The 24,915-nt window shown below is 64.4% G+C and carries 21 protein-coding genes; 15 read left to right on the forward strand and 6 right to left on the reverse strand.

The window, feature by feature from the left end:
- The first annotated feature begins 251 nt into the window (after nt 1-251).
- From LY284_RS15515 to pyrF, 11 genes are all read left to right on the forward strand, one after another.
- The gene (locus tag LY284_RS15515; RefSeq protein WP_014192282.1) at nt 252-1,193 is read left to right on the forward strand and encodes an IclR family transcriptional regulator; all 942 of its coding nucleotides are present in this window, start codon (nt 252-254) and stop codon (nt 1,191-1,193) included.
- A complete protein-coding gene (locus tag LY284_RS15520; protein WP_233387020.1) occupies nt 1,190-2,167 on the forward strand; it encodes a 2-dehydro-3-deoxygalactonokinase in 978 nt (325 codons plus the stop codon). Before LY284_RS15515 ends, LY284_RS15520 begins: the two co-directional genes overlap by 4 nt.
- A 15-nt stretch (nt 2,168-2,182) precedes the next feature.
- On the forward strand, nt 2,183-2,860 hold the full coding sequence (locus LY284_RS15525) for a 2-dehydro-3-deoxy-6-phosphogalactonate aldolase (protein ID WP_014192280.1): 678 nt from the start codon (nt 2,183-2,185) through the stop codon (nt 2,858-2,860).
- Entirely contained in the window at nt 2,857-3,636 is a 780-nt protein-coding gene (locus LY284_RS15530) for an SDR family oxidoreductase (protein ID WP_014192279.1), read from the forward strand. Before LY284_RS15525 ends, LY284_RS15530 begins: the two co-directional genes overlap by 4 nt.
- Nucleotides 3,637-3,774: 138 nt before the next feature.
- Nucleotides 3,775-4,782 carry an arabinose ABC transporter substrate-binding protein gene (locus LY284_RS15535; RefSeq protein ID WP_014192278.1) on the forward strand — a complete coding sequence of 336 codons (1,008 nt, stop codon included), beginning with the start codon at nt 3,775-3,777 and terminating at the stop codon, nt 4,780-4,782.
- Nucleotides 4,783-4,838: 56 nt separating this feature from the next.
- Complete coding sequence (gene araG / locus LY284_RS15540) at nt 4,839-6,353, forward strand: L-arabinose ABC transporter ATP-binding protein AraG (protein WP_233387022.1); 1,515 nt, start codon at nt 4,839-4,841, stop codon at nt 6,351-6,353.
- An 18-nt stretch (nt 6,354-6,371) separates the two neighbouring features.
- Entirely contained in the window at nt 6,372-7,388 is a 1,017-nt protein-coding gene (gene araH / locus LY284_RS15545; protein ID WP_014192276.1) for an L-arabinose ABC transporter permease AraH, read from the forward strand.
- A 707-nt stretch (nt 7,389-8,095) separates the two neighbouring features.
- Nucleotides 8,096-8,884 carry an SDR family NAD(P)-dependent oxidoreductase gene (locus LY284_RS15550; RefSeq protein ID WP_014192275.1) on the forward strand — a complete coding sequence of 263 codons (789 nt, stop codon included), beginning with the start codon at nt 8,096-8,098 and terminating at the stop codon, nt 8,882-8,884.
- Nucleotides 8,875-9,750 carry an SMP-30/gluconolactonase/LRE family protein gene (locus LY284_RS15555; RefSeq protein ID WP_233387024.1) on the forward strand — a complete coding sequence of 292 codons (876 nt, stop codon included), beginning with the start codon at nt 8,875-8,877 and terminating at the stop codon, nt 9,748-9,750. The genes LY284_RS15550 and LY284_RS15555 overlap by 10 nt, the downstream gene beginning before the upstream one ends.
- Nucleotides 9,751-9,833: 83 nt before the next feature.
- Nucleotides 9,834-10,919 carry an aldose 1-epimerase gene (locus LY284_RS15560; RefSeq protein WP_233387026.1) on the forward strand — a complete coding sequence of 362 codons (1,086 nt, stop codon included), beginning with the start codon at nt 9,834-9,836 and terminating at the stop codon, nt 10,917-10,919.
- A gap of 65 nt (nt 10,920-10,984) precedes the next feature.
- Complete coding sequence (gene pyrF / locus LY284_RS15565; protein WP_014192272.1) at nt 10,985-11,800, forward strand: orotidine-5'-phosphate decarboxylase; 816 nt, start codon at nt 10,985-10,987, stop codon at nt 11,798-11,800.
- A gap of 6 nt (nt 11,801-11,806) precedes the next feature.
- Here the strand turns inward: pyrF and LY284_RS15570 are convergent, their stop codons facing one another.
- The 4 genes from LY284_RS15570 to thiL all read right to left on the reverse strand — a co-directional run bounded on the left by LY284_RS15570 (nt 11,807) and on the right by thiL (nt 17,153).
- Nucleotides 11,807-15,049, reverse strand: coding sequence for a DEAD/DEAH box helicase (locus LY284_RS15570; RefSeq protein WP_233387193.1), 3,243 nt, complete (start codon nt 15,047-15,049; stop codon nt 11,807-11,809).
- Between the two features lie 62 nt (nt 15,050-15,111).
- A complete protein-coding gene (locus LY284_RS15575; protein WP_014192270.1) occupies nt 15,112-15,612 on the reverse strand; it encodes a CinA family protein in 501 nt (166 codons plus the stop codon).
- A 28-nt stretch (nt 15,613-15,640) separates the two neighbouring features.
- Entirely contained in the window at nt 15,641-16,174 is a 534-nt protein-coding gene (locus LY284_RS15580; protein WP_014192269.1) for a phosphatidylglycerophosphatase A, read from the reverse strand.
- On the reverse strand, nt 16,164-17,153 hold the full coding sequence (thiL, locus tag LY284_RS15585) for a thiamine-phosphate kinase (RefSeq protein ID WP_233387028.1): 990 nt from the start codon (nt 17,151-17,153) through the stop codon (nt 16,164-16,166). Before thiL ends, LY284_RS15580 begins: the two co-directional genes overlap by 11 nt.
- Before the next feature lie 243 nt (nt 17,154-17,396).
- On the opposite strand from thiL, the gene LY284_RS15590 reads away from it, so the two are divergent.
- The 3 genes from LY284_RS15590 (at nt 17,397) to LY284_RS15600 (ending at nt 21,168) form a co-directional block, all read left to right on the forward strand.
- Nucleotides 17,397-19,691 carry an NADP-dependent malic enzyme gene (locus tag LY284_RS15590; RefSeq protein ID WP_014192267.1) on the forward strand — a complete coding sequence of 765 codons (2,295 nt, stop codon included), beginning with the start codon at nt 17,397-17,399 and terminating at the stop codon, nt 19,689-19,691.
- 417 nt (nt 19,692-20,108) lie between these two features.
- On the forward strand, nt 20,109-20,585 hold the full coding sequence (locus tag LY284_RS15595) for a ribonuclease (protein WP_014192266.1): 477 nt from the start codon (nt 20,109-20,111) through the stop codon (nt 20,583-20,585).
- A gap of 16 nt (nt 20,586-20,601) precedes the next feature.
- Nucleotides 20,602-21,168, forward strand: a complete 567-nt coding sequence (locus tag LY284_RS15600) for a barstar family protein (protein ID WP_041730641.1) — start codon at nt 20,602-20,604, stop codon at nt 21,166-21,168.
- A 69-nt stretch (nt 21,169-21,237) separates the two neighbouring features.
- Here LY284_RS15600 and LY284_RS15605 read toward each other — a convergent pair whose 3' ends face one another.
- Both LY284_RS15605 and LY284_RS15610 read right to left on the reverse strand, forming a co-directional pair.
- Entirely contained in the window at nt 21,238-21,975 is a 738-nt protein-coding gene (locus LY284_RS15605) for a 16S rRNA (uracil(1498)-N(3))-methyltransferase (protein ID WP_233387030.1), read from the reverse strand.
- 51 nt (nt 21,976-22,026) lie between these two features.
- Nucleotides 22,027-22,440, reverse strand: a complete 414-nt coding sequence (locus LY284_RS15610) for a glyoxalase/bleomycin resistance/extradiol dioxygenase family protein (RefSeq protein ID WP_014192263.1) — start codon at nt 22,438-22,440, stop codon at nt 22,027-22,029.
- 388 nt (nt 22,441-22,828) lie between these two features.
- Between LY284_RS15610 and tkt the strand changes: the two genes are divergently transcribed.
- Complete coding sequence (gene tkt, locus LY284_RS15615) at nt 22,829-24,883, forward strand: transketolase (protein ID WP_233387032.1); 2,055 nt, start codon at nt 22,829-22,831, stop codon at nt 24,881-24,883.
- Nucleotides 24,884-24,915: the final 32 nt, after the last annotated feature.

Raw genomic sequence — 24,915 nt, forward strand, 5'->3', positions numbered from 1 at the left:
CCCATTATGTGAGCGGTGCGGTCACATATTGAATAAATCAAAGAGCCGGAACTACAATCCGACCAAAGCCTGAACGGCATAGTCGTGCGACGGCCCGAAACCCATCGGCGCGTATGACCAGAACAATGGAGACACCGTCATGCATCCGATTGCCTGCCCGCACGCGCGGGCCACTTCGCTCGACTTGCACGCCCGATCCGCACCCGCGTGCGCGGACCGGCGCGCATCGTGACAGCCGGGAGACCCGCGCCATGACCAAGTTCCAGAACCCGGAAACCGACGCCGAAGCGCAAGCCGCGCATACGAGCGGTCCTCGCGTGAAGCCCGTCGGCACGAGCGCGCCGAAGCACGCGCCCGATCCCGACGCGATCGCACTGCCCAGCGCGCTCGTCGACATCACGCCGCAGCAGGCCGGCACCCAGACGCTGCTGCGCGGTCTCGCGATTCTCGAAGCCGCCGCGAACGGCGCGCGCGATCTGCGCTCGTTCGGCGCTGCGCTCGGCACGACGCGCAGCACGACGCACCGGCTGGTCAGCTCGCTCGTGCAGGCGCGCTATCTGCGGCAAGTGCAGGGCGGCTATCTGCTCGGGCCGAAGCTGATCGAACTGGGCACGATCGCGCTCGAACAAATGCCGCTCACCGCCGTTGCGCGCCCGCATCTGCAGGCGCTCGCCGATCACACGCACGACACGATTCACCTCGGCGTGCGCGATGGCGACGACGTCCTCTACATCGACAAGATTCCCGGCACGCGCGGGCTGGAAATGCGCTCGCGCGTCGGGCATCGCATGCCGCTCGCGTCGACGGGCATCGGCAAGGCGATGATGCTCGACCTCGAATCGGTCGCGTGGAAGCGGCTGCTCGAAGCGTCGCATCGCGCGCTCGCGAAGACGAGTTTCAAGCCCGATAATCGCCCCGACTTCGACACGTTCAACCAGCGCATGACGCGTTATGCGCAGGGCGGCTTCACCTTCGACCTCGAAGAGAACGAAGCGTCGATCCGCTGCGTCGCCGCGCCCGTGCGCGATGCGTCGGGTGCGATCGTCGCGGCGCTGTCGGTGGCGAGCACGATTCCCTATATGCCCCACGAGCGCATGGAAGAACTGATCCCGGTCGTGCAGCGCGAGGCACGCTCGATTTCCGAGGAACTCGGCTGGCGGGCTCCGCAGCCCGCCCGCAGGATCAAGCGATGACTTCATCCGGATCGAACCCCGCACTCATCGCGCTCGACTGGGGCACGACGTCCCTGCGCGCCTATCTGCTCGGCAGCGACGGCCTTGCGCTCGATACGCGCACGTCGGCGGCGGGCATTATGAATCTGCCCGCGGGCGGCTTCGATCAGGCGTTCGAGGACACTTGCGGCATGTGGCTCGACGCGCATGCGCGGCTACCCGTCATCGCGGCGGGCATGGTCGGCAGCGCGCAGGGTTGGGTCGAGGCGCCGTATGTCGAGACGCCCGCCAATGCCGATGCGCTCGTCGCCGGCATCGTCACGGTGAAAACGGCGCGCGGCGTGACTTTGCATGTCGTGCCGGGCGTGCTGCAGCAAGGCGCGCTGCCCAATGTAATGCGCGGCGAGGAAACGCAGATCTTCGGCGCGCTGTCGAGCGATGCGTCGCTGAACGCAGCCGAAGGCGCGCTGATCGGCCTGCCGGGCACGCATGCGAAATGGGCATTCGTCGCCGATGCGCGCATCGAACGTTTCTACACCTTCATGACGGGCGAGACCTTCGGCGCGCTGCGCGATCACACGATTCTCGGTCGCACGATGCATCCGAGCGCGACGCACGACGAGCCGGCGTTTCTGCGCGGCGTCGATACGGCGCGCGATGCCGGTCATCCCGGGCTTCTCGCGACGATCTTCAGCACGCGCACGCTCGGCCTGACCGGCCAGCTTTCGGCGGAACAGCAGCCGGATTATCTGTCCGGACTTCTGATCGGCCACGAGTTGCGCGGACTGAACGAAGTGCTCGCGCGCCAGCAGTCGTCGCTTTCGGGCAGGACGCTGCGCTTGATCGGCAACGACGCGCTGTGCAACCGCTATCGCGCGGCGCTCGCGCGCTTCGGCTGCCACGATGCCCCGACGGTCGCGCACGCCACCGAGCACGGCCTTCACCGAATCGCCGCACGAGCGGGCCTGATCGCCGCGCCCGCCCGCGCAGCCTGACAAGGAGCCAACACGATGCAGCCCCCCATCAATCTGCCCGCGCCGTACGGCATGCACGACGGTCTCGCGAAGGCGTTCGCCGCGTGCCCGCTGATCGCGATCCTGCGCGGCGTCACGCCGGCCGAAGCCGCCGGTCATGGCCGCGCGCTGTACGAAGCGGGCTTTCGCATCGTCGAGGTGCCGCTCAATTCGCCGCAGCCGTTCGACAGCATCGCGGCCATCCGCCAGGCGCTGCCGCGCGACGCGATCGTCGGCGCGGGAACGGTGCTGCATCCGAGTTACGTCGATAGCGTGAAGGCCGCGGGCGGCGAGCTCATCGTCATGCCGCACAGCGATGCCGATGTCGTACGCGCAGCGAAAGCGCAAGGTCTTGCGTGCGCGCCGGGCGTCGCGACGCCGAACGAGGCGTTTCTCGCACTGAAGAACGGCGCGGACGTGCTGAAGATGTTTCCCGCCGAGCAGCTTGGCCCGGCGATCACGAAGGCATGGCGCGCGGTGATCGCGAAGGACGTGCCTCTCGTGCCGGTCGGCGGCATTGCGCCGGACAACATGGGACCGTTTCTCGCCGCGGGCGCGAACGGTTTCGGCCTCGGTTCCGCGCTGTACAAGCCGGGCCAGAGCGCGGATGTCACGGCGTCGCACGCGAAGGCGTTCATCGACGGGCTGGCGCTGGCGCGAGGCGAGGCGAAATGAACCGCCTGGCCGGCAAAGTCGCGATGGTCACGGGCGCGGGACGCGGCATCGGCGCGGCGATCGCGCTGGCGTTCGCGCGCGAGGGCGCGTGCGTCGCGCTGGCGGAACTGGACATCGCGGCGGCGCGTGAAACGGCGGAACGCATCGGACACGAAACCGGCGCGGCGAACGTGATCGCGCTCGAAACCGACGTCACGCAGAGCGCATCGGTGCAAGCAGCGGTGACGCAGACCGAAGCGCGGTTCGGCCCGCTCGACGTGCTCGTGAACAACGCGGGCATCAACGTGTTCTGCGACCCGCTCACGATGACCGACGAAGACTGGCGCCGCTGCTTCGCCGTCGATCTCGACGGCGTGTGGAACGGCTGCCGCGCGGTGCTGCCCGGCATGGTCGATCGCGGGCGCGGCAGCATCGTGAATATCGCGTCGACGCACAGCTTCAGGATCATTCCGGGCTGCTTTCCGTATCCGGTGGCCAAGCACGGCGTGATCGGCCTGACGCGCGCGCTCGGCATCGAATACGCGCCGAACAACGTGCGGGTGAATGCGATCGCGCCGGGTTACATCGAAACGCAATTGACGCTCGACTGGTGGGATGCGCAAGCGGACCCGAAAGCCGCGCGCCAGGCGACGCTCGATCTGCAGCCGATGAAGCGCATCGGCCAGCCGCAGGAAGTGGCGATGACGGCGGTGTTTCTCGCATCGGACGAGGCGCCGTTCATCAACGCGAGTTGCATCACGGTCGATGGCGGGCGCTCGGCGCTGTACCACGACTGAAAGACCTGAACGAGAACCAGCAAAAGAATGACGACGCACTGGCCGCGGTGCGCCTCATAAATACAAGACACGGCCACCACCTTCGTAGCGCCCGCGCGCGGGCATTTTTCGACATCGGAAAAAGTCGGGAGACAAAAAATGAAACGCAGACTGTTCCTCACGCTGATCGCCGCCGCCACGGCAACGAGCGCTTCCATGATCGCGGCGCCCGTCGCGCAGGCGGCCGACGAAGTCAAGATCGGCTTCCTCGTGAAGCAGCCGGAAGAACCGTGGTTCCAGGACGAATGGAAGTTCGCCGAAATCGCCGCCAAGAACAAGGGCTTCACGCTCGTGAAGATCGGCGCGCCGTCGGGTGAAAAGGTGATGAGCGCCATCGACAACCTCGCCGCGCAGAAGGCGCAGGGCTTCATCATCTGCACGCCGGACGTGAAGCTCGGACCGGGCATCGTCGCCAAGGCGAAGGCCGACAAGCTCAAGATGATGACAGTCGATGACCGCCTCGTCGACGGTTCCGGCAAGCCGATCGAATCCGTGCCGCACATGGGCATTTCCGCCTATAACATCGGCAAGCAGGTAGGCGACGGCATTGCCGCCGAGATCAAGAAGCGCGGCTGGGACATGAAGGATGTCGGCGCGATCGACGTGACCTACGAACAGTTGCCGACCGCGCATGACCGCACGGCCGGCGCGACCGACGCGCTCGTCGCGGCGGGCTTCCCGAAGGCGAACATCATCGCCGCGCCGCAAGCGAAGACCGATACGGAAAACGCGTTCAACGCCGCGAACATCGCGCTCACGAAAAATCCGCAATTCAAGCACTGGGTCGCCTATGCGCTCAACGACGAAGGCGTGCTCGGCGCAGTGCGCGCGGCGGAAGGCCGCGGCTTCAAGGCGGACAACATGATCGGCATCGGCATCGGCGGTTCGGACTCGGCGCTGAACGAATTCAAGAAGCCGAATCCGACGGGCTTCTTCGGCACCGTCATCATCAGCCCGAAGCGCCACGGCGAAGAGACGTCCGAGCTGATGTACGCGTGGATCAAGGACGGCAAGGCGCCGCCGCCGCTCACGCTCACGACCGGCATGCTGGCGACGCGCGAGAACGTCGCGTCGGTGCGTCAGCAGATGGGCCTGGCGTCGAACTAAAGGTGCAATGGCGGGCCGCTCGCATGCGCGCGGCCCGCGCATGAAAAGGAGGCGATGTGTCAGCGACGCTGCGTTTTGACAATATCGGCAAGGTGTTTCCAGGCGTGCGCGCGCTCGACGGCGTGTCGTTCGACGTCAACGCCGGCGAAGTTCACGGCCTGATGGGCGAGAACGGCGCGGGTAAATCGACCTTGCTCAAGATTCTCGGCGGCGAGTACCAGCCCGATTCGGGGCGCGTGCTCATCGATGAAAAAGAAGTGCATTTCGCGAGCGCGGCGGCTTCGATCGCGTCGGGCATCGCGGTGATTCATCAGGAATTGCAGTACGTGCCGGATCTGACCGTGTCCGAGAATCTGCTGCTCGGCGCGCTGCCGAACCGGCTCGGCTGGGTCAACAAGCGCGCGGCGAAAGCGCATGTGCGCGAGCGGCTCGCGGCAATGGGCGTCGATCTCGATCCGAACGCCAAGCTGCGCAAGCTCTCGATCGCACAACGCCAGATGGTCGAAATCTGCAAGGCGCTGCTGCGCAACGCGCGCGTGATCGCGCTCGACGAGCCGACTTCGTCGCTGTCGCATCGCGAGACGGAAGTGCTCTTCAAGCTCGTGCGCGATCTGAAGGCGGACAACCGCGCGCTGATCTACATCTCACACCGCATGGACGAGATTTACGAACTGTGCGACGCGTGCACGATTTTCCGCGACGGCCGCAAGATCGCGTCGCATCTGGCGCTCGCCGAGGTGCCGCGCGACACGCTCGTGCAGGAGATGGTCGGCCGCGAAATTAGCGACATTTACGACTATCGCGCGCGTCCGCTGGGCGAAACGCGGTTCTCGGTGAAGAACGTCGAAGGCGATGCCTTGAGCGCGCCCGCGAGCTTCGATGTGAAGCGCGGCGAGATCGTCGGATTTTTCGGTCTGGTCGGCGCGGGCCGCAGCGAGCTGATGCATCTCGTCTACGGCGCGGACAAGAAGAAGCACGGGGAGATTGTGCTCGACGGCCAGCCGATCAAGGTGCGCAGCACGGGCGAAGCGATTCGCCACGGCATCGTGCTGTGCCCGGAGGATCGCAAGGAAGAGGGCATCGTCGCGATGGCGACGGTCGCGGAGAACATCAACATCTCGTGCCGCCGTCATTATTTGCGCGGCGGCCTGTTTCTCGACCGCAAGAAGGAATCGCAGACGGCCGACCGCTTCATCCAGTTGCTGAAGATCAAGACGCCGAGCCGCAAGCAGCGCATCCGCTTTCTGTCGGGCGGCAATCAGCAGAAGGCGATTCTGTCGCGCTGGCTTGCGGAGCCGGATCTGAAGGTCGTGATTCTCGACGAACCGACGCGCGGCATCGACGTCGGCGCCAAACACGAGATTTATAACGTGATCTATCAGCTTGCGGAGCGCGGCTGCGCGATCGTGATGATTTCGTCGGAATTGCCTGAAGTGCTCGGCGTGTCCGATCGCATCGTCGTGATGCGGCAGGGGCGGATCGCGGGCGAGCTGCCGCGTGAGAAGGCGAGCGAACAGGCGGTGCTGAGTCTCGCGCTGCCGCAGAGCGAGAGCGTCGCGCAGGCGGCATAAAGACAAGAGGAGCGAATCATGGAAGCAAGAGAAAACATCGTGGGTCAGGCGACGGAAAGCGTCGCGAACGCGCTGATCCCGCAAAAGAGCGACAAACAGAAGTGGTGGCAGCAGATCACGGAGTACAGCCTGATCGTGATCTTCATCGTGATGTTCGTGACGATGTCGCTGTCCGTCGATCACTTCTTCTCGATCGAGAACATGCTGGGTCTCGCGCTGTCGATCTCGCAGATCGGCATGGTCGCGTGCACGATGATGTTCTGTCTCGCGTCGCGCGACTTCGACTTGTCGGTCGGCTCGACGATTGCCTTCGCCGGCGTGCTTTGCGCGATGGTGCTGAACGCCACGGACAACACGTTCATTGCGATCATCGCGGCGGTGGCGGCGGGCGCGGTGATCGGTTTCGTGAACGGCGCGGTGATCGCTTATCTGCGCATCAATGCGTTGATTACTACGCTGGCCACGATGGAAATCGTGCGCGGGCTTGGCTTCATCGTGTCGCATGGACAGGCGGTGGGCGTGTCGTCGGATACCTTCATCGCGCTTGGCGGTCTGTCGATGCTGGGGATTTCCCTGCCTATCTGGGTGACGCTTGCGTGTTTCATCGTTTTTGGCGTATTGCTCAACCAGACGGTGTATGGACGTAATACATTGGCGATCGGCGGGAATCCTGAAGCCTCGCGGCTGGCGGGGATCAATGTCGAGCGCACCCGGGTGTGGATCTTTTTGATTCAGGGCGCTGTCACCGCGCTGGCGGGTGTGATTCTCGCCTCGCGGATTACTTCGGGGCAGCCGAATGCTGCTCAGGGGTTTGAGCTCAATGTGATTTCGGCTTGTGTGTTGGGTGGGGTTTCGCTGCTCGGCGGCAGGGCTACGATTTCGGGTGTCGTGATTGGCGTGCTCATCATGGGTACTGTTGAGAACGTCATGAATCTTCTCAATATCGATGCGTTTTATCAGTACCTTGTCAGAGGGGCTATTCTGCTCGCTGCTGTGTTGCTCGATCAGTTGAAGAATCGTGGGGCGCGGGATTAGGATTTTTTCGTGAGCTCGGGCTGTTTGTGGGTCTTCTTGGGGCTTCGTGGAATCCTGTTTTCTTGGCGGTCTATTAGCACTGCCCCTCCCCGGGGCGGGGGTAACTTTCTTTGCTGCTGCAAAGAAAGTCACCAAAGAAAGCAGCTCTCCCCAGCCTAAGCACTTCACGCCGGCCGCGGCACAGGCGATTGGTTGAATGGAACCCAGAGTAGCGAGTGTTCCCGTTGCCGTGCCGGGTTTGGACCGCGCACGGTCTGAGGAGCCAGAACGTTTAGCACGCTGGTTCAGCACGAAATAGATCCGGCACAGCGCTACGCGCTGCCGCCGGGTCTGCGAGGGAAACCGGCAGGAACGAAGCGCGGGCGCCCGCGCACCCGCGCACCTGATTCACCGGTCGGCCGCGAAGCGGGCCGGAACTTGAAATGGCTGTACCGGTTTGTCGTGCGGTGCGATGTGACGGATCGTGCGCGATCCAAGCCCGGTTAGGCTTATGGGGTCACTCTTTAGGCGAGTGCCGTTCCCGAGGAGAAGAGTGGCCAACGTGCGTGTGACCGCGGGCGGTGAGAAAGCTGCTTTCTTTGGTGACTTTCTTTGCAGCAGCAAAGAAAGTTACCCCCGCCCCGGGGAGGGGCAGAGCCAATAGACCGACGTGAAATCAGGATTCCACGACAAAAGCGCAAGCAAAGAGAAAGAGAGAAAATAGACACATGGCACCCATCAGCAAGTCACTAGCAAGCTACCCCAGCCTGGAAGGCAAAACCGTACTGATAACCGGCGGCGCCACCGGCATCGGCGAGGCCTTCGTCGAGCACTTCTTCGACCAGAACGCGAAGGTCGCCTTCTTCGACATCGACACGAACGCGGGCGAAGCGCTCGCCGACCGCCTGGGCGCAAATCTCGCGCCGGGCAAATCGCGACCGATGTTCCTCAACGTCGACCTCACGGACATCGACGCATTGAGAAAAGGCATCCAAGATGTACGAGCCGCGCTAGGCGCGATCACCGTGCTCGTCAACAACGCCGCCAACGACAAGCGCCACGCGATCGAAGACGTCACGCCCGAGTCCTACGATGCGGGCATCGCGGTCAACATCCGGCATCAGTTCTTCGCGGCGCAGGCCGTGATCGACGACATGAAGCGCGCAGGCGGCGGCTCGATCATCAATCTCGGCTCGATCAGCTGGATGCTCAAGCAAGGCAACTTCCCTGTCTACACGACGTCGAAATCCGCGGTGCAAGGCATGACGCGCGGCCTTGCGCGCGATCTCGGCAAGTTCGGCATCCGCGTGAATACGCTCGTGCCGGGATGGGTCATGACCGAGAAGCAAAAGCGTCTCTGGCTCGACGACGCCGGCCGCGAAGCCATCAAGCAAGGCCAGTGCATCGACGCGGAACTGATGCCCGCGCATCTCGCGCGCGCCGCGCTCTTTCTGGCATCGGACGACAGCAGCATGATCACCGCGCAGGACATGATCGTCGATGGAGGATGGGTCTGATGAACAAGCCAGGCGCCACGTTGTTGATCGACAGCCAGTGCTCGCTCGGCGAAGGCGCGACGTGGTGCGCCGCGAGCGGCCAGTTCTGGTGGACCGATATCGAAGGCAAGAAGCTGTGGCGCCACGATCCGCGCGACGGCTCGACCGATTCGTTCGCCATGCCCGAACGCCTCGCGTGCTTCACGCCCTGCGCCGATGCGCGCTTCCTGCTGCTCGGGCTCGCGTCGCGGCTCGCGTTCTATGAAATCACGACGGGCACGATCGAGACCATCATGGAAGTCGAAGCCGATCTGCCGACGCGCCTGAACGACGGCCGCTGCGACCGCGAAGGGCGCTTCGTGTTCGGCACCAAGCATGATGTGGACGACGCGCAAGCCATCGGCGGGTTCTATCGGCTGAACCGCGATCTCTCGCTCGAACGCCTGCCGCTGGGCAATTGCGCGATTTCGAACAGCATCGGCTTCAGCCCGGACGGCAAGACGATGTACTACTGCGATTCGCCGACGCGCCAGATTCGCGTCTGCGATTACCCGACGTTCGCGAACGATCGCGTGTTCGCCGAACTGTCCGATGCGACGGGCGTGCCCGACGGTTCCATCGTCGATGCCGAAGGCGGCCTGTGGAATGCGCAGTGGGGCGGCGCGCGCGTCGTGCGCTACGCACCCGACGGCCGCGAGACGGCGCGTATCGGGATGCCCACCGCGCAGCCGAGTTGCGCCGCGTTCGGCGGCGCTGATCTGAGCACCTTGTACATCACGACGGCGCGCATCGGCCTCGATGAAACCGATGCACACGCGGGCGGCGTGTTCGTCGCGACGCCGGGCGCGCGTGGCATCGCCGAAGCCGTATTCGCCGGAAAAGCCTGACAACACGAGGCGGTGCGCAACGACGCGCCGTCCGACCGACACCGGCCGCGCCGGGTTCTTCGCCTCTCGATGGAGCACGAGTCATGACTGTTGCGCGCACAGAGCAAAGACCGAATCCTGCATCGACGTCCACGGCGCAGGCGAACGCCCGCCGATCGCGGCTGGCCGCCGCGGCCGAACCGCCGATACGCCCCGGCCCGGGCACGGCGGCCGTGGCGATCGGCGGGGCGAATGCCGAAGGCTGCATCACGCTCTCGAACGCGCATCTGCGGCTCGAACTCGCGCCGTCGCTCGGCGGCGGCATCACGCGGTTCGACTGGCGGGACGACGGCGCGCTGGTGCCGATCTTCCGGCCGTGCGTTGCGCCCGGTCCGGACACCGATCCGAATCAACTCGCGTGCTATCCGCTTTTGCCGTATTCGAACCGCATCGGCAACGGGCATTTTCAGTTTTCGGGACGCTCCATCGACGTGCCGCGCAACCGCGCCTGCGAACCGCTGCCGCTGCACGGCGACGGCTGGCTCGGCGCGTGGGAGGTCGAAGAGGAAACGGCGGGGCGCGCGCGGTTCACGCTGGATCGCAGCGACGGCGAGCCGTACGCGTTTCGCGCCGCGCAGACTTATGCGCTCGAGGATGCCACGCTCGTCGTGACGCTCGACGTGCAGAACACCGGCGTCGACGCGCTGCCGTTCGGCCTCGGGCTGCATCCCTTTCTGATGCGCGAGGCGGACACGGAGCTTTCCGCGGCGGCGGGCGGCGTGTGGCTGTGCGGCGACGACTGGCTGCCGGTGCGGCATGTGCCGACGCCGCCGGCGTGGCAGTTCGGCGTCGCGTATCCGATGCCGTCCGAGATGGTGAACAACGCGTTCACCGGATGGAGCGGCCGCACGAGCGTGCTGTGGCCGAAACGCCGGCTGTCGCTGACGATCGCCGCCGATACCGACTATTACGTGCTGTACGTGCCGCCCGGCGAGAGCTTCTTTTGCTTCGAGCCGGTCGATCATCCGATCAACGCGGTGAACCTGCCGGGCGGCGGCGAAGCGCACGGCATGACGGTGCTCGCGCCCGGCGAGCGGCTGTCGCGCCAGTTCCGCTTCACCGTCGAGCGCACCGGCGAAGCCGCGCGGCGTGCGAGGCCCAAGGCAAGGGCGAGAGCGGCGGCGCGCTGACGCCACAGGAAACCCGATGCCCGCACGTTAAAATGCGTGGCATCGACGTTCAACGAAATCCCGCCATGTCCTTCATCGAATCGCTCAACGCCGCGTGGTCGCGGACTCAATCGCTTTTGTGCGTCGGCCTCGATCCCGAGCCGTCGAAATTTCCCGGCGCGCTCAACGGCCGCGCCGATGCGATCTTCGAGTTCTGCAAGACCATCGCGGATGCAACCGCGCCCTTTGCGTCGTCGTTCAAGCCGCAGATCGCGTACTTCGCGGCGCATCGCGCGGAAGATCAGCTCGAAGCGTTGATTGCGCATATCCACGAGAAGCATCCCGGCATTCCGGTGATTCTCGATGCCAAGCGCGGCGATATCGGCAGCACGGCCGAGCAATACGCGAAGGAAGCGTTCGAGCGCTATAAGGCCGACGCCGTCACGGTGAATCCGTACATGGGCTTCGATTCGATCGAGCCGTATCTCGCGCACGAAGGCAAAGGCGTGATCGTGCTGTGCCGCACGTCGAACGCGGGCGGCTCGGACCTGCAATTTCTGACGACGTCCGATGGCACGCCGCTGTATCAGGTCGTCGCGCGGCTCGCGGCGCAGAAGTGGAACGACAAGGGCCAGCTCGGGCTGGTCGTCGGCGCGACGTTCCCGAAGGAAATCGAAACGGTGCGCGGCATCGTCGGCGAGATGCCGTTGCTGATTCCGGGCATCGGCGCGCAGGGCGGCGATGTCGAAGCGACCGTGCGCGCGGGCCGCACCGCGAACGGCACGGGCATGCTGATCAACTCGTCGCGCGCGATCATCTACGCAAGCAAGGGCGATGACTACGCGCCGGCCGCGGCGGAAGCGGCGAAGAAGACGCGTGACGCGATCAACGCGTACCGGTAACGCGCTTCAGTCGGGGATCGGCGCAAACAGCGCGTCGATGTCCTCCGCGGAGAACTTCGAAACGGCCTGCGCGTCCTCGGACAGAATGCCTGCCGCGAGCGCGGCCTTGCGCTCCTGCATGTCGAGAATCTTTTCTTCGATGCTGCCCGCCGCCACCAGCTTGTACACGAACACAGGTTTGTCCTGTCCGATGCGGTGCGCGCGATCTGTCGCCTGATTCTCGGCAGCCGGGTTCCACCACGGATCGTAGTGAATGACGGTATCGGCGGCGGTCAGATTCAGGCCCACGCCTCCCGCCTTCAGGCTGATCAGGAAAACGGGCACTTCGCCGGCCTGAAAGCGCGTCACGGGCGTTTTTCGGTCGGTCGTTTCGCCCGTTAGCATGACACGGGCGATGTTCGCATCGTCGAGCGCGCCGGCGATGATCGCTAGCATGCTCGTGAACTGCGAGAACACCAGCACGCGCCGTCCTTCTTCGATGAGATCGGGCAGCATCTCCAGCAGCAGGGCGAGCTTGGCCGAATCCTGCGCTTTTTTCGCGCCGGGCAGCTTGACGAGCGAAGGATCGCAACACACCTGCCGCAGCTTCAGAAGCGCGTCGAGCATCACGATATGGCTGCGCGCGAAACCCTGCTCCGAAATGGCGTCGCGCACTTTCTTCTGCATTGAGGCGCGCACGGTTTCATAGAGATCGCGCTGCCCACCTTCCAGCGCGACGCTGCGCACGATCGTGGTTTTCGGCGGCAATTCCTTGGCGACATCGTCCTTGCGGCGGCGAAGCATGAACGGACGAATCCGGCGCGCGAGCAGATCGCGGCGCGTCATGTCGTTTTGCTTCTCGATCGGCTTGCGCCAGCGGGCCGCGAAGTCTTTCTGTGTGCCGAGAAAGCCCGGCAGCAGAAAATCGAACTGCGACCAGAGCTCGCCGAGATGGTTCTCGAGCGGCGTGCCCGTAAGACATAGCCGATGCCGCACCCGCAACTTGCGGATGACGCCCGCCGCCTTGCTCGATGCGTTTTTCACGTTCTGTGCTTCGTCGAGCACGAGCAGATGATAGTCGTGCTGCGCGAGCGCCTCGTGATCGCGCCAGATCAGCGGATAGGTCGTGACAATCAGGTCGTTCGAAGCGATCGCGGCAAAGCGCTCGTGACGCTTCGGTCCGTGCAGATCGAGGATTTTCAGTTTCGGCGCGAACCGTCGCGCCTCATCCTGCCAGTTCGCGACGAGCGTGGTCGGCACGACGATCAGCGCCGGCTGCGTGAGCCGGCCCGCTTCCTTCTCGACCAGAATATGCGCGAGCGTCTGCACGGTCTTGCCGAGGCCCATGTCGTCGGCGAGCACGCCGGCGAGACCGTGTTCGCGCAGAAACTGCATCCAGTCGACGCCCTCACGTTGATATTCCCGCAGCGTCGCCTTCAGTCCGCGCGGTGGCTCGATCTTGCGCGGCGCATCGGCGTGACGCAGCCGCCGCGCCAGATTGATGATCGACGCATCGCCGTTGAACTGCCAGCGCAGTTTTTCATCTTCGGTGAGACGACCGGCTTCGAGCGTCGACATGCGCAACGTCGTATCGGCGTGCGGGTCGATGCGATCGAACAGGTCGATCAAGGTGCGCACGAGCGGTTTGATGCGCGCGGCGCGCAGCACGAAACGCCGGCCTTCTTGGCTGCGGAATTCGACAGCGACGGCGTCGTCGATGGTGTCGAGCGAGCCGTCGAGCCAGCGCCTGTCGCGCGCGAAAAGATCGGCGAGAAGCGGTTCGAGACGCACGCGCTCTGCGTCCACCGTGATACCCAGTTCGAGATCGAACCAGCCGTTATCGGTGGCGTGCGCGAGTGTATCGATGGTCTCGATTTCCACGCTGTCGAAGCGCGAATTCGGCGTGATCTGGATGCGCCATCCGGCATCGCGCAACGCGGGAATCTCATTGCTGACGAACGCGGGCCATGCGTCGCGCTCCGGCATGATGAAACCGCCCGCGAAGGGCGATTCGTCGCGGTTGACCGACGCCTCGAATATCCGTTTCAGCCCGCACCCGGCGAGGCGTTCGATGCATGCGGCTTCCAGATCGGCGCGGCGGATGATCCGCGCCAGTTCGCTGTCGGCGAGCCGGGTCAGCACTTCGGGGCTGCCAGCCGGAATCGTGATCGCGCCGTAGTCGAAGTCGAGCAGGGCGAGGTCGAGCTCCAGCGCGCTCGCATTCAGCTTGCGAGGCGTATCCATTGGCAGCGTGTCGAGCGTGAGCACCGGCGTCGGCGCAACGTCGATCGTGCGCAGGCCCGTGTCGCCCTCCGCGGGTGGCGCGGGCAGCGACGGTGCGAATTCCTGCAGTGCCGCCCCCACGATGGCCGCCTCGCCGAGCGTGAGCACCGGCATCTTCAGGTAGTCGGCGAGCAACTCGTCAGGCATCGGCGCGTCGACGGCTCCTGTCTCGTTCGCCATGACATCGACGTACCACGGCGGCTCGATCGGCAGCACGAGACCGGAATCGGGTTCGGTCTCGAGCGACGCGAAAATCATGTCGTCGCCGTGCGGAATCCACTCGATATTGGCACGACGCCGCTCACCTTCGCGCAAGGGACGCTCGAATCTCATGGCGCGGAGGTCCGGTTCGAAGTAGAGCGCGCCGGTTGCGAGCATCATCTGCCAGACTGCGGCACCTTTTCTGCCTGTCAGCAGAAAGCGACTGCCCGAGAAGTTGAGTTCGCTTTTGAGCGCGCGGACGATCGCTGCGTCGTCCGCGGAAACGAACTTGGGCGGATTGTTCCAGGCTGCGTAATTCGGCGTCCAGGCGTCCGCCGCGCGGATCGCGCCATCCACGCCGAGCCGCGCCTTCATCGTCACGAGCTCGAACGACGCGTCCTCGTAAGCGGAAGGCGTGAGCACATATACGATCCGATACGTTGCGCCGGTCGCGGGCTTCGCCGCCCGGGCCTGCGCCTGCCGCGCCTGCTGAACGCGCGTGCGGAAGCTCGACAGCCACCATTCGACTTCCGGGCGCACGCCGGTCTGGGATGCCGAAGTTTCGTGCGATAAATTCGCCAGAAGCGCAGCCGCGACATGCTTGCAGTCGTATCCGACCGGGCACGAGCAATAGCCGTGCGGGCGACCCTTCTGGAAATTGACTTCGACCGCGTACGCCTTAGGCTGCGTTCCCTTCACGCTTGCGACGAGCACGCCGTCGATCCAGCGAAGCCGATCGACGGCGCGGACATAGCCGAGTGCTTTGTCGAAGGTCTTCGTGCCCATCCATCGGGCAACGTGATCCTGGGTGTACTTGAGTGAAGCTGTAGACACAATGGGATTCGAACTCACCGCTCGCGCTGATCCAGAAACTCCAGCAATGCCCTCAGCGCATGCGCCGCGGCCTGCGAGCGCACCTGCTCGCGGTCGCCCTTGAAGTGCTGCGTTTCCACGCCGGTATGCAGTCGGTTGCTCCACGCGAACGACACCGTGCCGACCGGCTTCGCCTCGCTGCCGCCCGCCGGGCCCGCGACGCCCGTGATCGCCACCGACACCTGCGCGCGGCTGTTGCGCAGCGCGCCTTCGGCCATCGCTTTCGCGACCGGTTCGCTCACCGCGCCGTGCTGCTCGATGAGCGCGGCCGGCACGCCGATCATCTCGATCTTCGCCAGATTCGAATAGGTGACGAAGCCGCGCTCGAACCACGCGCTGCTGCCCGAAATATCCGTGATGGCGGTCGCGACCATGCCGCCCGTGCACGATTCGGCGGTCGCGAGCATCAGCCGTTCGTCGCGCAGCTTGTTGCCGACGCGAATCGCGAGTTGGTGAACGACAGTGTCGGTTGGCATGGCGGTGTTCTCGAAGGGAAGGAAGAAATCAGACGGTCATGCGCCAGAGCGCGATTACGAGCAGCGTGAAGAACGCCGCGACGAGATCATCGAACATGATGCCGAAGCCGCCTTTCAAACGGCGATCGAAATAGCGGATCGGCGGCGGTTTCACCATATCGAAGAAGCGGAACACGATGAACGCCCACAACTGGCCGGTGAAGGTCGCGGGCGTGACGAGCAGCAGCACGAGCCAGAACGCGACGATTTCGTCCCACACGACCGGCGACGGATCGGAAATGCCCATTTTCTTCGCGGTGAAGCCGGTGAACCAGCATCCGGCGATGAAGCCGGCCACGATCAGCGCGCCCCATTCCGCAACCGTCAGATGCGGATTGAACACGACGAACGACACCCAGGCGAAGAGGGTGCCGACGGTGCCGGGCGCGACGGGCGAAAGCCCGCTGCCGAAGCCGAGCGACAGAATGTGCAGCGGATGGTCGAGCATGAAACGCGCGCTCGCCTTGCGCGGCTTGGGATTTTGCGGCGAAGCGTTACCCGCAAGCGTGGGGTCAGTCTGCATGAAAATGATCGAAGCCTTGCAACGTCAGGGAGAGCGGAGCGCCCGCGGCATCGCGCCAGGCAATGGCCGGCGCACCGGATGATTCGATTGTACCGATGCGCGTGAGCGGCACATTCACGCTCGTCGCGATATTCGCGAGCGTTTTTCGCGCCGCGACGGGCGCGGTGAAGCACAGTTCGTAGTCGTCGCCGCCCGCGAGCGTGCACTGGCGGCGCGCGGCCTCGGGCAGCGCGCGCACGGCGTTCGAGCACGGCACGGCGTCGGCGTCGACGATCGCGCGCATGCCCGAGCGCTTCAGGATGTGCATGAGGTCACCCGCGAGGCCATCGGAGATATCGAGCGCCGCGTGCGCGACGCCGCGCAACGCGAGCCCCAGCGCGACGCGCGGTTCCGGGCGCTCGAGCGCGCGCCGCCAGTCCGAACCTTCCGGCGCGGGCCACTCGCTGCGGATCGCGCCGAGGCCCGCGCGCGCATCGCCCAACGCGCCGGACACGTAAATGTCGTCGCCGGGCTGTGCGGCGTCGCGGCGCAAGGCCGCGCCGTTGGGAACGTCGCCGAACACGGTGATGCAGATATTAAGCGGCCCGCTCGTCGTGTCGCCGCCGACGAGCGCGCAATCGTGACGTTCGGCGAGCGCGAAGAGGCCGTCGCTGAACGCTTCGAGCCACGTTTCGTCGGCGCGCGGCAAGGCGAGCGCGAGCGTGAACGCGTGCGGCTTTGCGCCCATCGCCGCGAGATCCGATAAATTCACCGCCAGCGCCTTGTGGCCGAGCGCGTAAGGATCGACATCGGGGAAGAAATGGCGGCCTTCGACCAGCATATCCGTCGAAATGGCGAGTTGATGGCCGGCGGGCGGCGCAATAAGCGCGCAGTCGTCGCCGATGCCAAGGGGCGTCGCGGCCTCGTCCTCATTGCGCGGCGCGGGCGCCGACGCGCGGCGGGCGAAGAAACGGTCGATCAATGAAAACTCGGAGAGCATGCGTCGGCGAATGAAGTTGGATTGTTGCGATGCAACGATGAAAACGGCGCGCAGAAAAACCCGCGCGGCATCCCAAAAATAAGCGGCTCTCGCCCGCGAAGGCTTGCCGCACGGACCGATCAGGCCTTTTCCAGTCACGGCACTTGTAGCCGAAATGCATGGGCCGCGGCCCGAAACCGCCTTGGATTGGCGCTACAATGCGTTCGAACTTCCATTCTAATTCCCGCACCGCTAGCCCGCCTTATGACGACTGACGCCAATACCAAGTTGCGCGAAGCCGCGCTCGACTATCACGAATTTCCCGTCCCCGGAAAGATCGCGATCGCGCCGACGAAGCAGATGATCAACCAGCGCGACCTAGCGCTCGCCTACTCGCCGGGCGTCGCATTCGCGTGCGAGGCGATCGTCGAAGATCCGCTCAACGCCGCGCGTTTCACCGCGCGCAGCAACCTCGTGGGTGTCGTGAGCAATGGCACGGCCGTGCTGGGCCTCGGCAATATCGGACCGCTCGCGTCGAAGCCGGTCATGGAAGGCAAGGCCGTGTTGTTCAAGAAGTTCGCCGGCATCGACGTGTTCGATATCGAGCTGAACGAAACCGATCCGCACAAGCTCGTCGACGTGATCGCCGCGCTGGAGCCGACCTTCGGCGGCATCAATCTGGAAGACATCAAGGCGCCGGATTGCTTCATCGTCGAGCGCGAGTGCCGCAAGCGCATGAAGATTCCCGTTTTCCACGACGACCAGCACGGCACGGCCATCGTCGTCGCGGCGGCGATCACCAATGGTCTGAAGGTGGTCGGCAAGAATATCGGCGAAGTGAAACTGGTCGCCTCGGGTGCGGGTGCTGCGGCGCTCGCCTGCCTGAACCTGCTCGTCGATCTCGGCATGAAGCGCGAGAACATTTTCGTGACGGACCTGGCCGGCGTGGTCTACAAGGGCCGCACGGAACTGATGGACCCGGACAAGGAACTGTTCGCCCGCGAAACCAGCGCGCGCACGCTCGCCGAAGTGATCGACGGCGCGGACGTGTTCCTCGGCCTTTCGGCCGGCGGCGTGCTCAAGCAGGACATGGTCAAGGGCATGGCCGCGAAGCCGCTGATTCTCGCGCTCGCGAACCCGACGCCGGAAATCCTGCCGGAACTCGCACTCGAAGTGCGCCCGGACGCGGTGCTCGCCACCGGCCGCACGGACTATCCGAATCAGGTCAACAACGTTCTGTGCTTCCCGTTCATCTTCCGCGGCGCGCTCGATGTTGGAGCTACCGTCATCACGAAGGAAATGGAAATCGCGGCGGTCAACGCGATCGCGGAACTGGCGCGTCAGGAGCAAAGCGATATCGTCGCGACGGCTTATGGCATTCAGGATCTGTCGTTCGGTCCGGAATATCTGATTCCGAAGCCGTTCGATCCGCGTCTCATCGTCAAGATCGCGCCGGCGGTGGCGAAGGCCGCGATGGAATGCGGCGTCGCGACGCGTCCGATCGAGGACATGGAAGCGTACGAGCAGCATCTGCAGCAGTTCGTCTACCACAGCGGCACGACGATGAAGCCCGTGTTCCAGCTCGCGCGCAGCGTCGAGCCGGAGAAAAAGCGCATCGTGTTCGCGGAAGGCGAGGAAGAGCGCGTGCTGCGCGCGGTGCAGATCGCCGTCGATGAAAAAATCGCCAAGCCGATTCTCATCGGCCGTCCGGCGGTCATCGAGCAGCGCATCCAGAAGTTCGGCCTGCGTCTCACGCCGGGCACGGATTTCACGGTCGTCGATACGGATCACGACGAGCGCTACCGCGACTTCTGGCAGACCTATTACAAGATGATGGCGCGCAAGGGCATCAGCGAGCAGATGGCCAAGCTCGAAATGCGCCGCCGCACGACGCTGATCGGCTCGATGCTCGTCAAGAAGGGCGAAGCGGACGGCATGATTTGCGGCACGGTGAGCACGACGCATCGCCATTTGCACTTCATCGATCAGGTGATCGGCAAGAAGGAAGGCGCGAAGGTCTACGCGGCGATGAACGCGCTGGTGCTGCCAGGCCGCCAGATCTTTATCGTCGATACGCACGTGAACGTCGATCCGACGCCCGAGCAACTCGCCGAGATCACGATCATGGCGGCCGAAGAGGTGAAGCGCTTCGGCATCATGCCGAAGATCGCGCTCCTGTCGCATTCGAACTTCGGCACGAGCAACGCGCCGACGGCGCAGAAGATGCGCGACGTGCTCGCGATCCTGAAGGAACGCGCGCCGGATCTCGACGTGGATGGCGAAATGCACGGCGACGTCGCGCTCGACGCGCGCCTGCGCAAGGACGTGCTGCCTGAATCGACGCTCGAAGGCGATGCGAATCTGCTGATCCTGCCGAACATCGATGCGGCGAACATCTCATACAACCTGCTGAAGACGGCGGCGGGCAACAACATCGCCATCGGGCCGATCCTGCTCGGCGCGGCGCAGCCGGTGCACGTGCTGACGTCGTCGGCAACGGTGCGGCGCATCGTCAATATGACGGCGCTGCTGGTGGCGGATGCATCGGCGGCACGCTGATCGCGGAGTTGGTCCGACGAAAGCGGCGGATTCTCTCGCCGCTTTTTTCTTTGTCCGGGCAAAAAAGAGCGTGCCGTGTGACCACGGCACGCTTGCGAGAAGCAGGAACTAGTCTGCTAATAACCGCATAAAGGCAGAACCGGCGGCAGAGCGCGCTGCCGTGAAGCTGACGACGGGTGAGGCAACCCGCCCAGAGGCCTCAAGATTCCACAGCGAAATTATTATCTCGGGCAAGATAAAAATCTCTCAGATCTGGGCTAAATCGTTAAAGCAAACTCCGTTCGGAATTGCATAACAGACCAAAATTGAGAAAAAAATTCCGATTTTCCGCGCAACGTTGCTTCGCTCTGTCATTAGCGATACCCTTACATCTTTCATGGTCGCCGGATTCTGGTGTAACGCGAGGACAACCGCTTGGTGATACGCGCGAGGGCACTCGCCTCTATCGTCGCCCTGAGCGTCTTTCTGGGCGCGTGCGGCAAGGACGAGCCTCGAAGCGTCGGGGAGCCGGTTGCTTCGGCGAGTCAGTTGCCGGTTTCGCAGGCGGAGTCGGTCCAGGAGCCGCAGGTGCGGCAGCCGGGAGCGACCGGCGGGCCGGTTGACGGGCTGGCCACCGTCCACATTGCGCAGTTGCCCAGGCAGGCGGTCGCGACATTGCGGCTGATCGAAGCGGGCGGCCCTTTCCCTTACGAGAAGGACGGCGTCGTGTTCGGCAATCGCGAGCGTTTGCTTCCGCGGCATCCACGCGGCTACTACCACGAATACACCGTTCCCACGCCTCGCGCGAGGGATCGCGGCGCGCGCCGGATCGTGTGCGGCGGCCCGAAGAGACAGACCGGTGATTGCTACTACTCGGACGACCACTACTCCAGTTTCAAACGTATTGCGGATTAATTACGGGATTAACGGCATGAGCGACAACATCTACGCGCACGACCACAGCGTCGCGAGTGATCTTTTCGCCACCGGCGATGGCAACCTGTTCCAGCGAGTATTGCGGCTACGCATGACAGAACACGACAACAGACCCGACGACGAGACCAGGCCTGAGGAGTCCCATCTGCAAGAGGGTGATCCGGAAGCGCTGTTCGCGACGGTGCGGCCGAACATCGTGCAGTCGATACGCGCGTTCCGCGTGCAGGAGCTCGCGGACGAAGCCAGCCGCCTCGGTCAGCATTTTCTCTACGCGTATCTCGGCCAGGCGCAGAGCAAGCAGGAAGTGCTCGAGACCATCGCACTCTCGTTTCTCTTTCCCAAGCATTTCGGCAAGAACTACGACGCGCTGTACGATTCGCTCACCGATCTCGTTCAGCAGGCGGGCTCGCAGCCTGGCTTCGTGATCGTGCTCGAACAACTGCCGATTGCGCAGAAGTTCGATAAGGAAGGCCGCGAAGTCCTGCTCGATGTGTTTCGGGACGCCGCGGAGTTCTGGGCCGAACGGAAAGTGGCCTTCCGCGTGTTCTATTCGTTCGTCTGACGGCGGCCACGCTCAAAAAAGCCCGATGGCACGGTCCATCGGGCTTTTTCGTTTCGGGCGACGCGAAACTTACCAGCCGCCCCAGCGCGCGGCCAATGCCGCGAGCACCGCGATGCCCGCCGTCTCGGTGCGCAGCACGCGCGGGCCGAGTCCGAGCGCGGCGAAACCCGCATCGACGATCGCGCTTTCTTCCGCCGGCGAAAAGCCCGCTTCGGGGCCGATGAGCAACGTCACCGGGCCGTGCGGCGCATCGGCGGGCAAGGACGCGAAATTCACTTCGGCGCGCGGCGACAGCAAGAGCCGCCATTCGCCATCGATAGCGGTGGGCAGGTCGGCGAGCCAGGCGTCGAGATCGCGCGGCGGTGCGACGTCGGGCACGCGGTTGCGTCCGCATTGCTCGCAGGCCGCGCGCGTGAGCGCCTGCCAGTGCGCCTGACGCCGCAGCGCGCGCTCCCCGGCGAGCCGCACGACGCCGCGCTCCGCCGTGATCGGCGCAATGCCGGCGACGCCGAGTTCCACCGCCTTTTCGATCAGCCAGTCCATCTTGTCGCCACCCGCCACGCCTTGTGCGAGCGTCACGCGATAGGGCGGCTCGGCCTCGCGATCGCTGTGCTCGTCGAGGCGCGCCGTCGCCGCGCGTTTCGCGATATCGACGAGCGTGCCGCGATATTCGCCGCCGGCGCCATCGAAGAGCGTGATCGGATCGCCCGTTTGCAGGCGCAGGACGTGCACGTGGCGCACGACGTCGTCGGGAAGGGCTAAGGTTTGACCCACGGAGAGCGGGCCGTCGACATGAAATCGTGGCATGTAGGTTCGATCGCGGACCGGTTGTCCGCGGATAGTGAAATTGCCTGAAACTCAGCGTAGATGTCGCGCAATCGCCCAGCGATAACCGTCCGGATCTTCGATCTGCGCGAATCGGTCGCCCCAGAACTGATCCTGCGGCTCGATGAGCGCTTTCGCGCCGACAGCGAGCGCTTTGTGGAAGATCGCGTCGACGTCGTCCACGTAGAGATAGAACGACTGCGGCGCCATCTGCCCCGCGCTTTTCGGCGTGCGCGCCTGCGAGCCGTACGCGCCTTCGGGCGCGAACATCACGATCAACTGCCCGCGATAGGTCATCTCGACGTGGATGATCGTGCCGTCGTCGTTCACGCTGTCGCGCACCGCGAAGCCTAGCGCCTTCTCATAGAACGCGATGCTCACACGCGCATCGCGCACGGTGAGGTACGGAGTGAGCCAGGGCACGTCGGCGGGGCGAGGGTCGGTCATCGAAAACACTCCTTGAAGCCTTGCTGCACGTTGACAAACATTTTGCCACGAAGCCGTACGAACATTCGCCGCCACGTCGAGGACGGATTTCGCCGAATGTACGTCCGCTGGCGGCGTACAGGATCGTGTAAGGTGGCGTTTTGCCGGCTTTCGCTGCACGGAACGTGCCCGCGCGAGGCGCGCCGATGCGTTCGGGGGCCGCCCGCCGGCGGGTGTCAATCGGACTGGTCTGCTAGAATGACGGGCTCACGATCCTCGTCGTTTCTCGTCGTTCCGGTCCTGAAAGCGTTGTGTGCCGCGGGTCCGGCGCCTTACTTACGACGGTCAGTTACGACGCTCGGATTCACCACGCATCATTCCAGTTCCAGCCCGAAGCACTCGATACGACATGACGACCCCGACTTCCAGCCAAACCGCCCTCATGGCCAACGCAATCCGCGCGCTCGCCATGGACGCCGTTCAACAAGCCAATTCCGGACACCCGGGCATGCCCATGGGCATGGCGGAAATCGGCGTCGCGCTGTGGTCGCGTCATCTGAAGCACAATCCGACGAATCCGCACTGGTTCGATCGCGACCGTTTCGTTCTGTCGAACGGTCATGGTTCTATGTTGCTGTATTCGCTGCTGCACCTCACCGGCTATGACCTGCCGATGAGCGAACTGAAGAATTTCCGCCAGTTGCACTCGAAGACGCCGGGGCATCCGGAAGTCGGCATGACGCCGGGCGTCGAAACCACCACCGGCCCGCTCGGCCAGGGCGTGGGCAATGCGGTCGGCATGGCGCTCGCCGAAGCGCTGCTCGCCGCCGAGTTCAACAAGGCGGACGCGAAGATAGTCGATCACCACACGTACGTGTTCCTCGGCGACGGCTGCCTGATGGAAGGCATCTCGCACGAAGCCTGCTCGCTCGCGGGCACGCTGAAGCTGAACAAGCTGATCGCGCTCTACGACGACAACGGCATTTCGATCGACGGCCACGTCGAGCACTGGTTCCACGACGACACGCCGAAGCGCTTCGAAGCGTATGGCTGGAACGTGATCCGCGCGGTGGACGGCCATAGCGTCGAAGCGGTGGATGCGGCGATCGCGCAAGCGAAGCAATCCGACAAGCCGACGCTGATTTGCTGCCGCACGGTCATCGGCAAGGGCGCGCCGACCAAGGCGGGCGGTCACGACGCGCACGGCGCGCCGCTCGGCGATAAGGAAATCGCGGCAACGCGCGCGGCGATCGGCTGGAACTATGGTCCGTTCGAGATTCCGCAGGAAGTGTACGCGGCGTGGGACGCGAAGGAACAAGGCAAGCACGTCGAAACCGAGTGGAACGCGGCGTTCGACGCCTATCGCGCGAAGTATGCGGCCGAAGCCGCCGAATTCACGCGCCGCATGAAGGGCGAATTGCCCGCAGACTGGGCGCAAGCCGCCGCCAAGATCATCGAGGACGCGAATCAGAAGGCCGAGACCGTCGCGACGCGCAAGGCATCGCAGAACACGATCGAAGGTCTCGCGGCCGCGCTGCCGGAACTGCTCGGCGGTTCGGCCGACCTGACCGGCTCGAACCTCACCAACTGGAAGGCATCGAAGGCCGTTCGCGCGGCGGGCGACGCGGAAAACGCGAACCCGGCGCACGCGGGCATCCAGTGGGGCAATCACATCAATTACGGCGTGCGCGAATTCGGCATGAGCGCGGCCATCAACGGTATTGCGCTGCATGGCGGCTATCGTCCGTTCGGCGGCACGTTCCTGACGTTCTCCGACTACAGCCGCAACGCGCTGCGCGTGGCCGCGCTGATGAAGTCGCGCTCGATCTTCGTGTTCACGCACGATTCCATCGGCCTCGGCGAAGACGGCCCGACGCACCAGTCGGTCGAACATGTTTCGAGCCTGCGCCTGATTCCGAATCTGCAGACGTGGCGCCCGGCCGATACGGTCGAAACGGCCGTTGCGTGGACGCATGCGATCGCGCACCAGGGTCCGTCGACGCTGATCTTCAGCCGCCAGAATCTGCAATTCTCGGCGCGCAACGACGTGCAGATCGCCAACATCGCGAAGGGCGGCTACGTGCTGCGCGACTGGAACGACGACATCCCCGCGCGCAAGATCATCCTCCTCGCGACCGGCTCGGAAGTGCAGCTCGCGATGGAAGCCGTGGAGGCGCTCGCGAAGGAAGGCATCGGCGCACGCGTCGTGTCGATGCCCTGCACGAATGTCTTCGACAAGCAGGACGCCGAATACCGCGAGCGCGTGCTGCCGAAGGGCGTGGCGCGCGTGGCGATCGAGGCGGGCGTGACCGATTTCTGGCGCAAGTACGTGGGCCTGGAAGGCGGCGTGGTCGGCATCGACACGTTCGGCGAGTCGGCCCCGGCGGGCGCGCTGTTCAAGCACTTCGGATTCACGGTGGAACATGTTGTCGCGACGGCCAAGTCCGTCCTCGCCGCGGCGTAAAATCCGCGGTCAGCGAAGCAGGTTTTTTTAAG

This window comes from Caballeronia sp. PC1 (assembly GCF_021353155.1).
GTDB classification, from domain to species: Bacteria; Pseudomonadota; Gammaproteobacteria; order Burkholderiales; family Burkholderiaceae; genus Caballeronia; species Caballeronia cordobensis.

Coding starts and splice junctions, on each gene's coding strand:
- LY284_RS15515 (WP_014192282.1), top strand. CDS start 252: ATGACCAAGTTCCAGAACCCGGAAACCGACGCCGAAGCGCAAGCCGCG.
- LY284_RS15520 (WP_233387020.1), top strand. CDS start 1,190: ATGACTTCATCCGGATCGAACCCCGCACTCATCGCGCTCGACTGGGGC.
- LY284_RS15525 (WP_014192280.1), top strand. CDS start 2,183: ATGCAGCCCCCCATCAATCTGCCCGCGCCGTACGGCATGCACGACGGT.
- LY284_RS15530 (WP_014192279.1), top strand. CDS start 2,857: ATGAACCGCCTGGCCGGCAAAGTCGCGATGGTCACGGGCGCGGGACGC.
- LY284_RS15535 (WP_014192278.1), top strand. CDS start 3,775: ATGAAACGCAGACTGTTCCTCACGCTGATCGCCGCCGCCACGGCAACG.
- araH (WP_014192276.1), top strand. CDS start 6,372: ATGGAAGCAAGAGAAAACATCGTGGGTCAGGCGACGGAAAGCGTCGCG.
- LY284_RS15550 (WP_014192275.1), top strand. CDS start 8,096: ATGGCACCCATCAGCAAGTCACTAGCAAGCTACCCCAGCCTGGAAGGC.
- LY284_RS15555 (WP_233387024.1), top strand. CDS start 8,875: ATGGGTCTGATGAACAAGCCAGGCGCCACGTTGTTGATCGACAGCCAG.
- LY284_RS15560 (WP_233387026.1), top strand. CDS start 9,834: ATGACTGTTGCGCGCACAGAGCAAAGACCGAATCCTGCATCGACGTCC.
- pyrF (WP_014192272.1), top strand. CDS start 10,985: ATGTCCTTCATCGAATCGCTCAACGCCGCGTGGTCGCGGACTCAATCG.
- LY284_RS15570 (WP_233387193.1), bottom strand. CDS start 15,049: ATGGGCACGAAGACCTTCGACAAAGCACTCGGCTATGTCCGCGCCGTC.
- LY284_RS15575 (WP_014192270.1), bottom strand. CDS start 15,612: ATGCCAACCGACACTGTCGTTCACCAACTCGCGATTCGCGTCGGCAAC.
- LY284_RS15580 (WP_014192269.1), bottom strand. CDS start 16,174: ATGCAGACTGACCCCACGCTTGCGGGTAACGCTTCGCCGCAAAATCCC.
- thiL (WP_233387028.1), bottom strand. CDS start 17,153: ATGCTCTCCGAGTTTTCATTGATCGACCGTTTCTTCGCCCGCCGCGCG.
- LY284_RS15590 (WP_014192267.1), top strand. CDS start 17,397: ATGACGACTGACGCCAATACCAAGTTGCGCGAAGCCGCGCTCGACTAT.
- LY284_RS15600 (WP_041730641.1), top strand. CDS start 20,602: ATGAGCGACAACATCTACGCGCACGACCACAGCGTCGCGAGTGATCTT.
- LY284_RS15605 (WP_233387030.1), bottom strand. CDS start 21,975: ATGCCACGATTTCATGTCGACGGCCCGCTCTCCGTGGGTCAAACCTTA.
- LY284_RS15610 (WP_014192263.1), bottom strand. CDS start 22,440: ATGACCGACCCTCGCCCCGCCGACGTGCCCTGGCTCACTCCGTACCTC.
- tkt (WP_233387032.1), top strand. CDS start 22,829: ATGACGACCCCGACTTCCAGCCAAACCGCCCTCATGGCCAACGCAATC.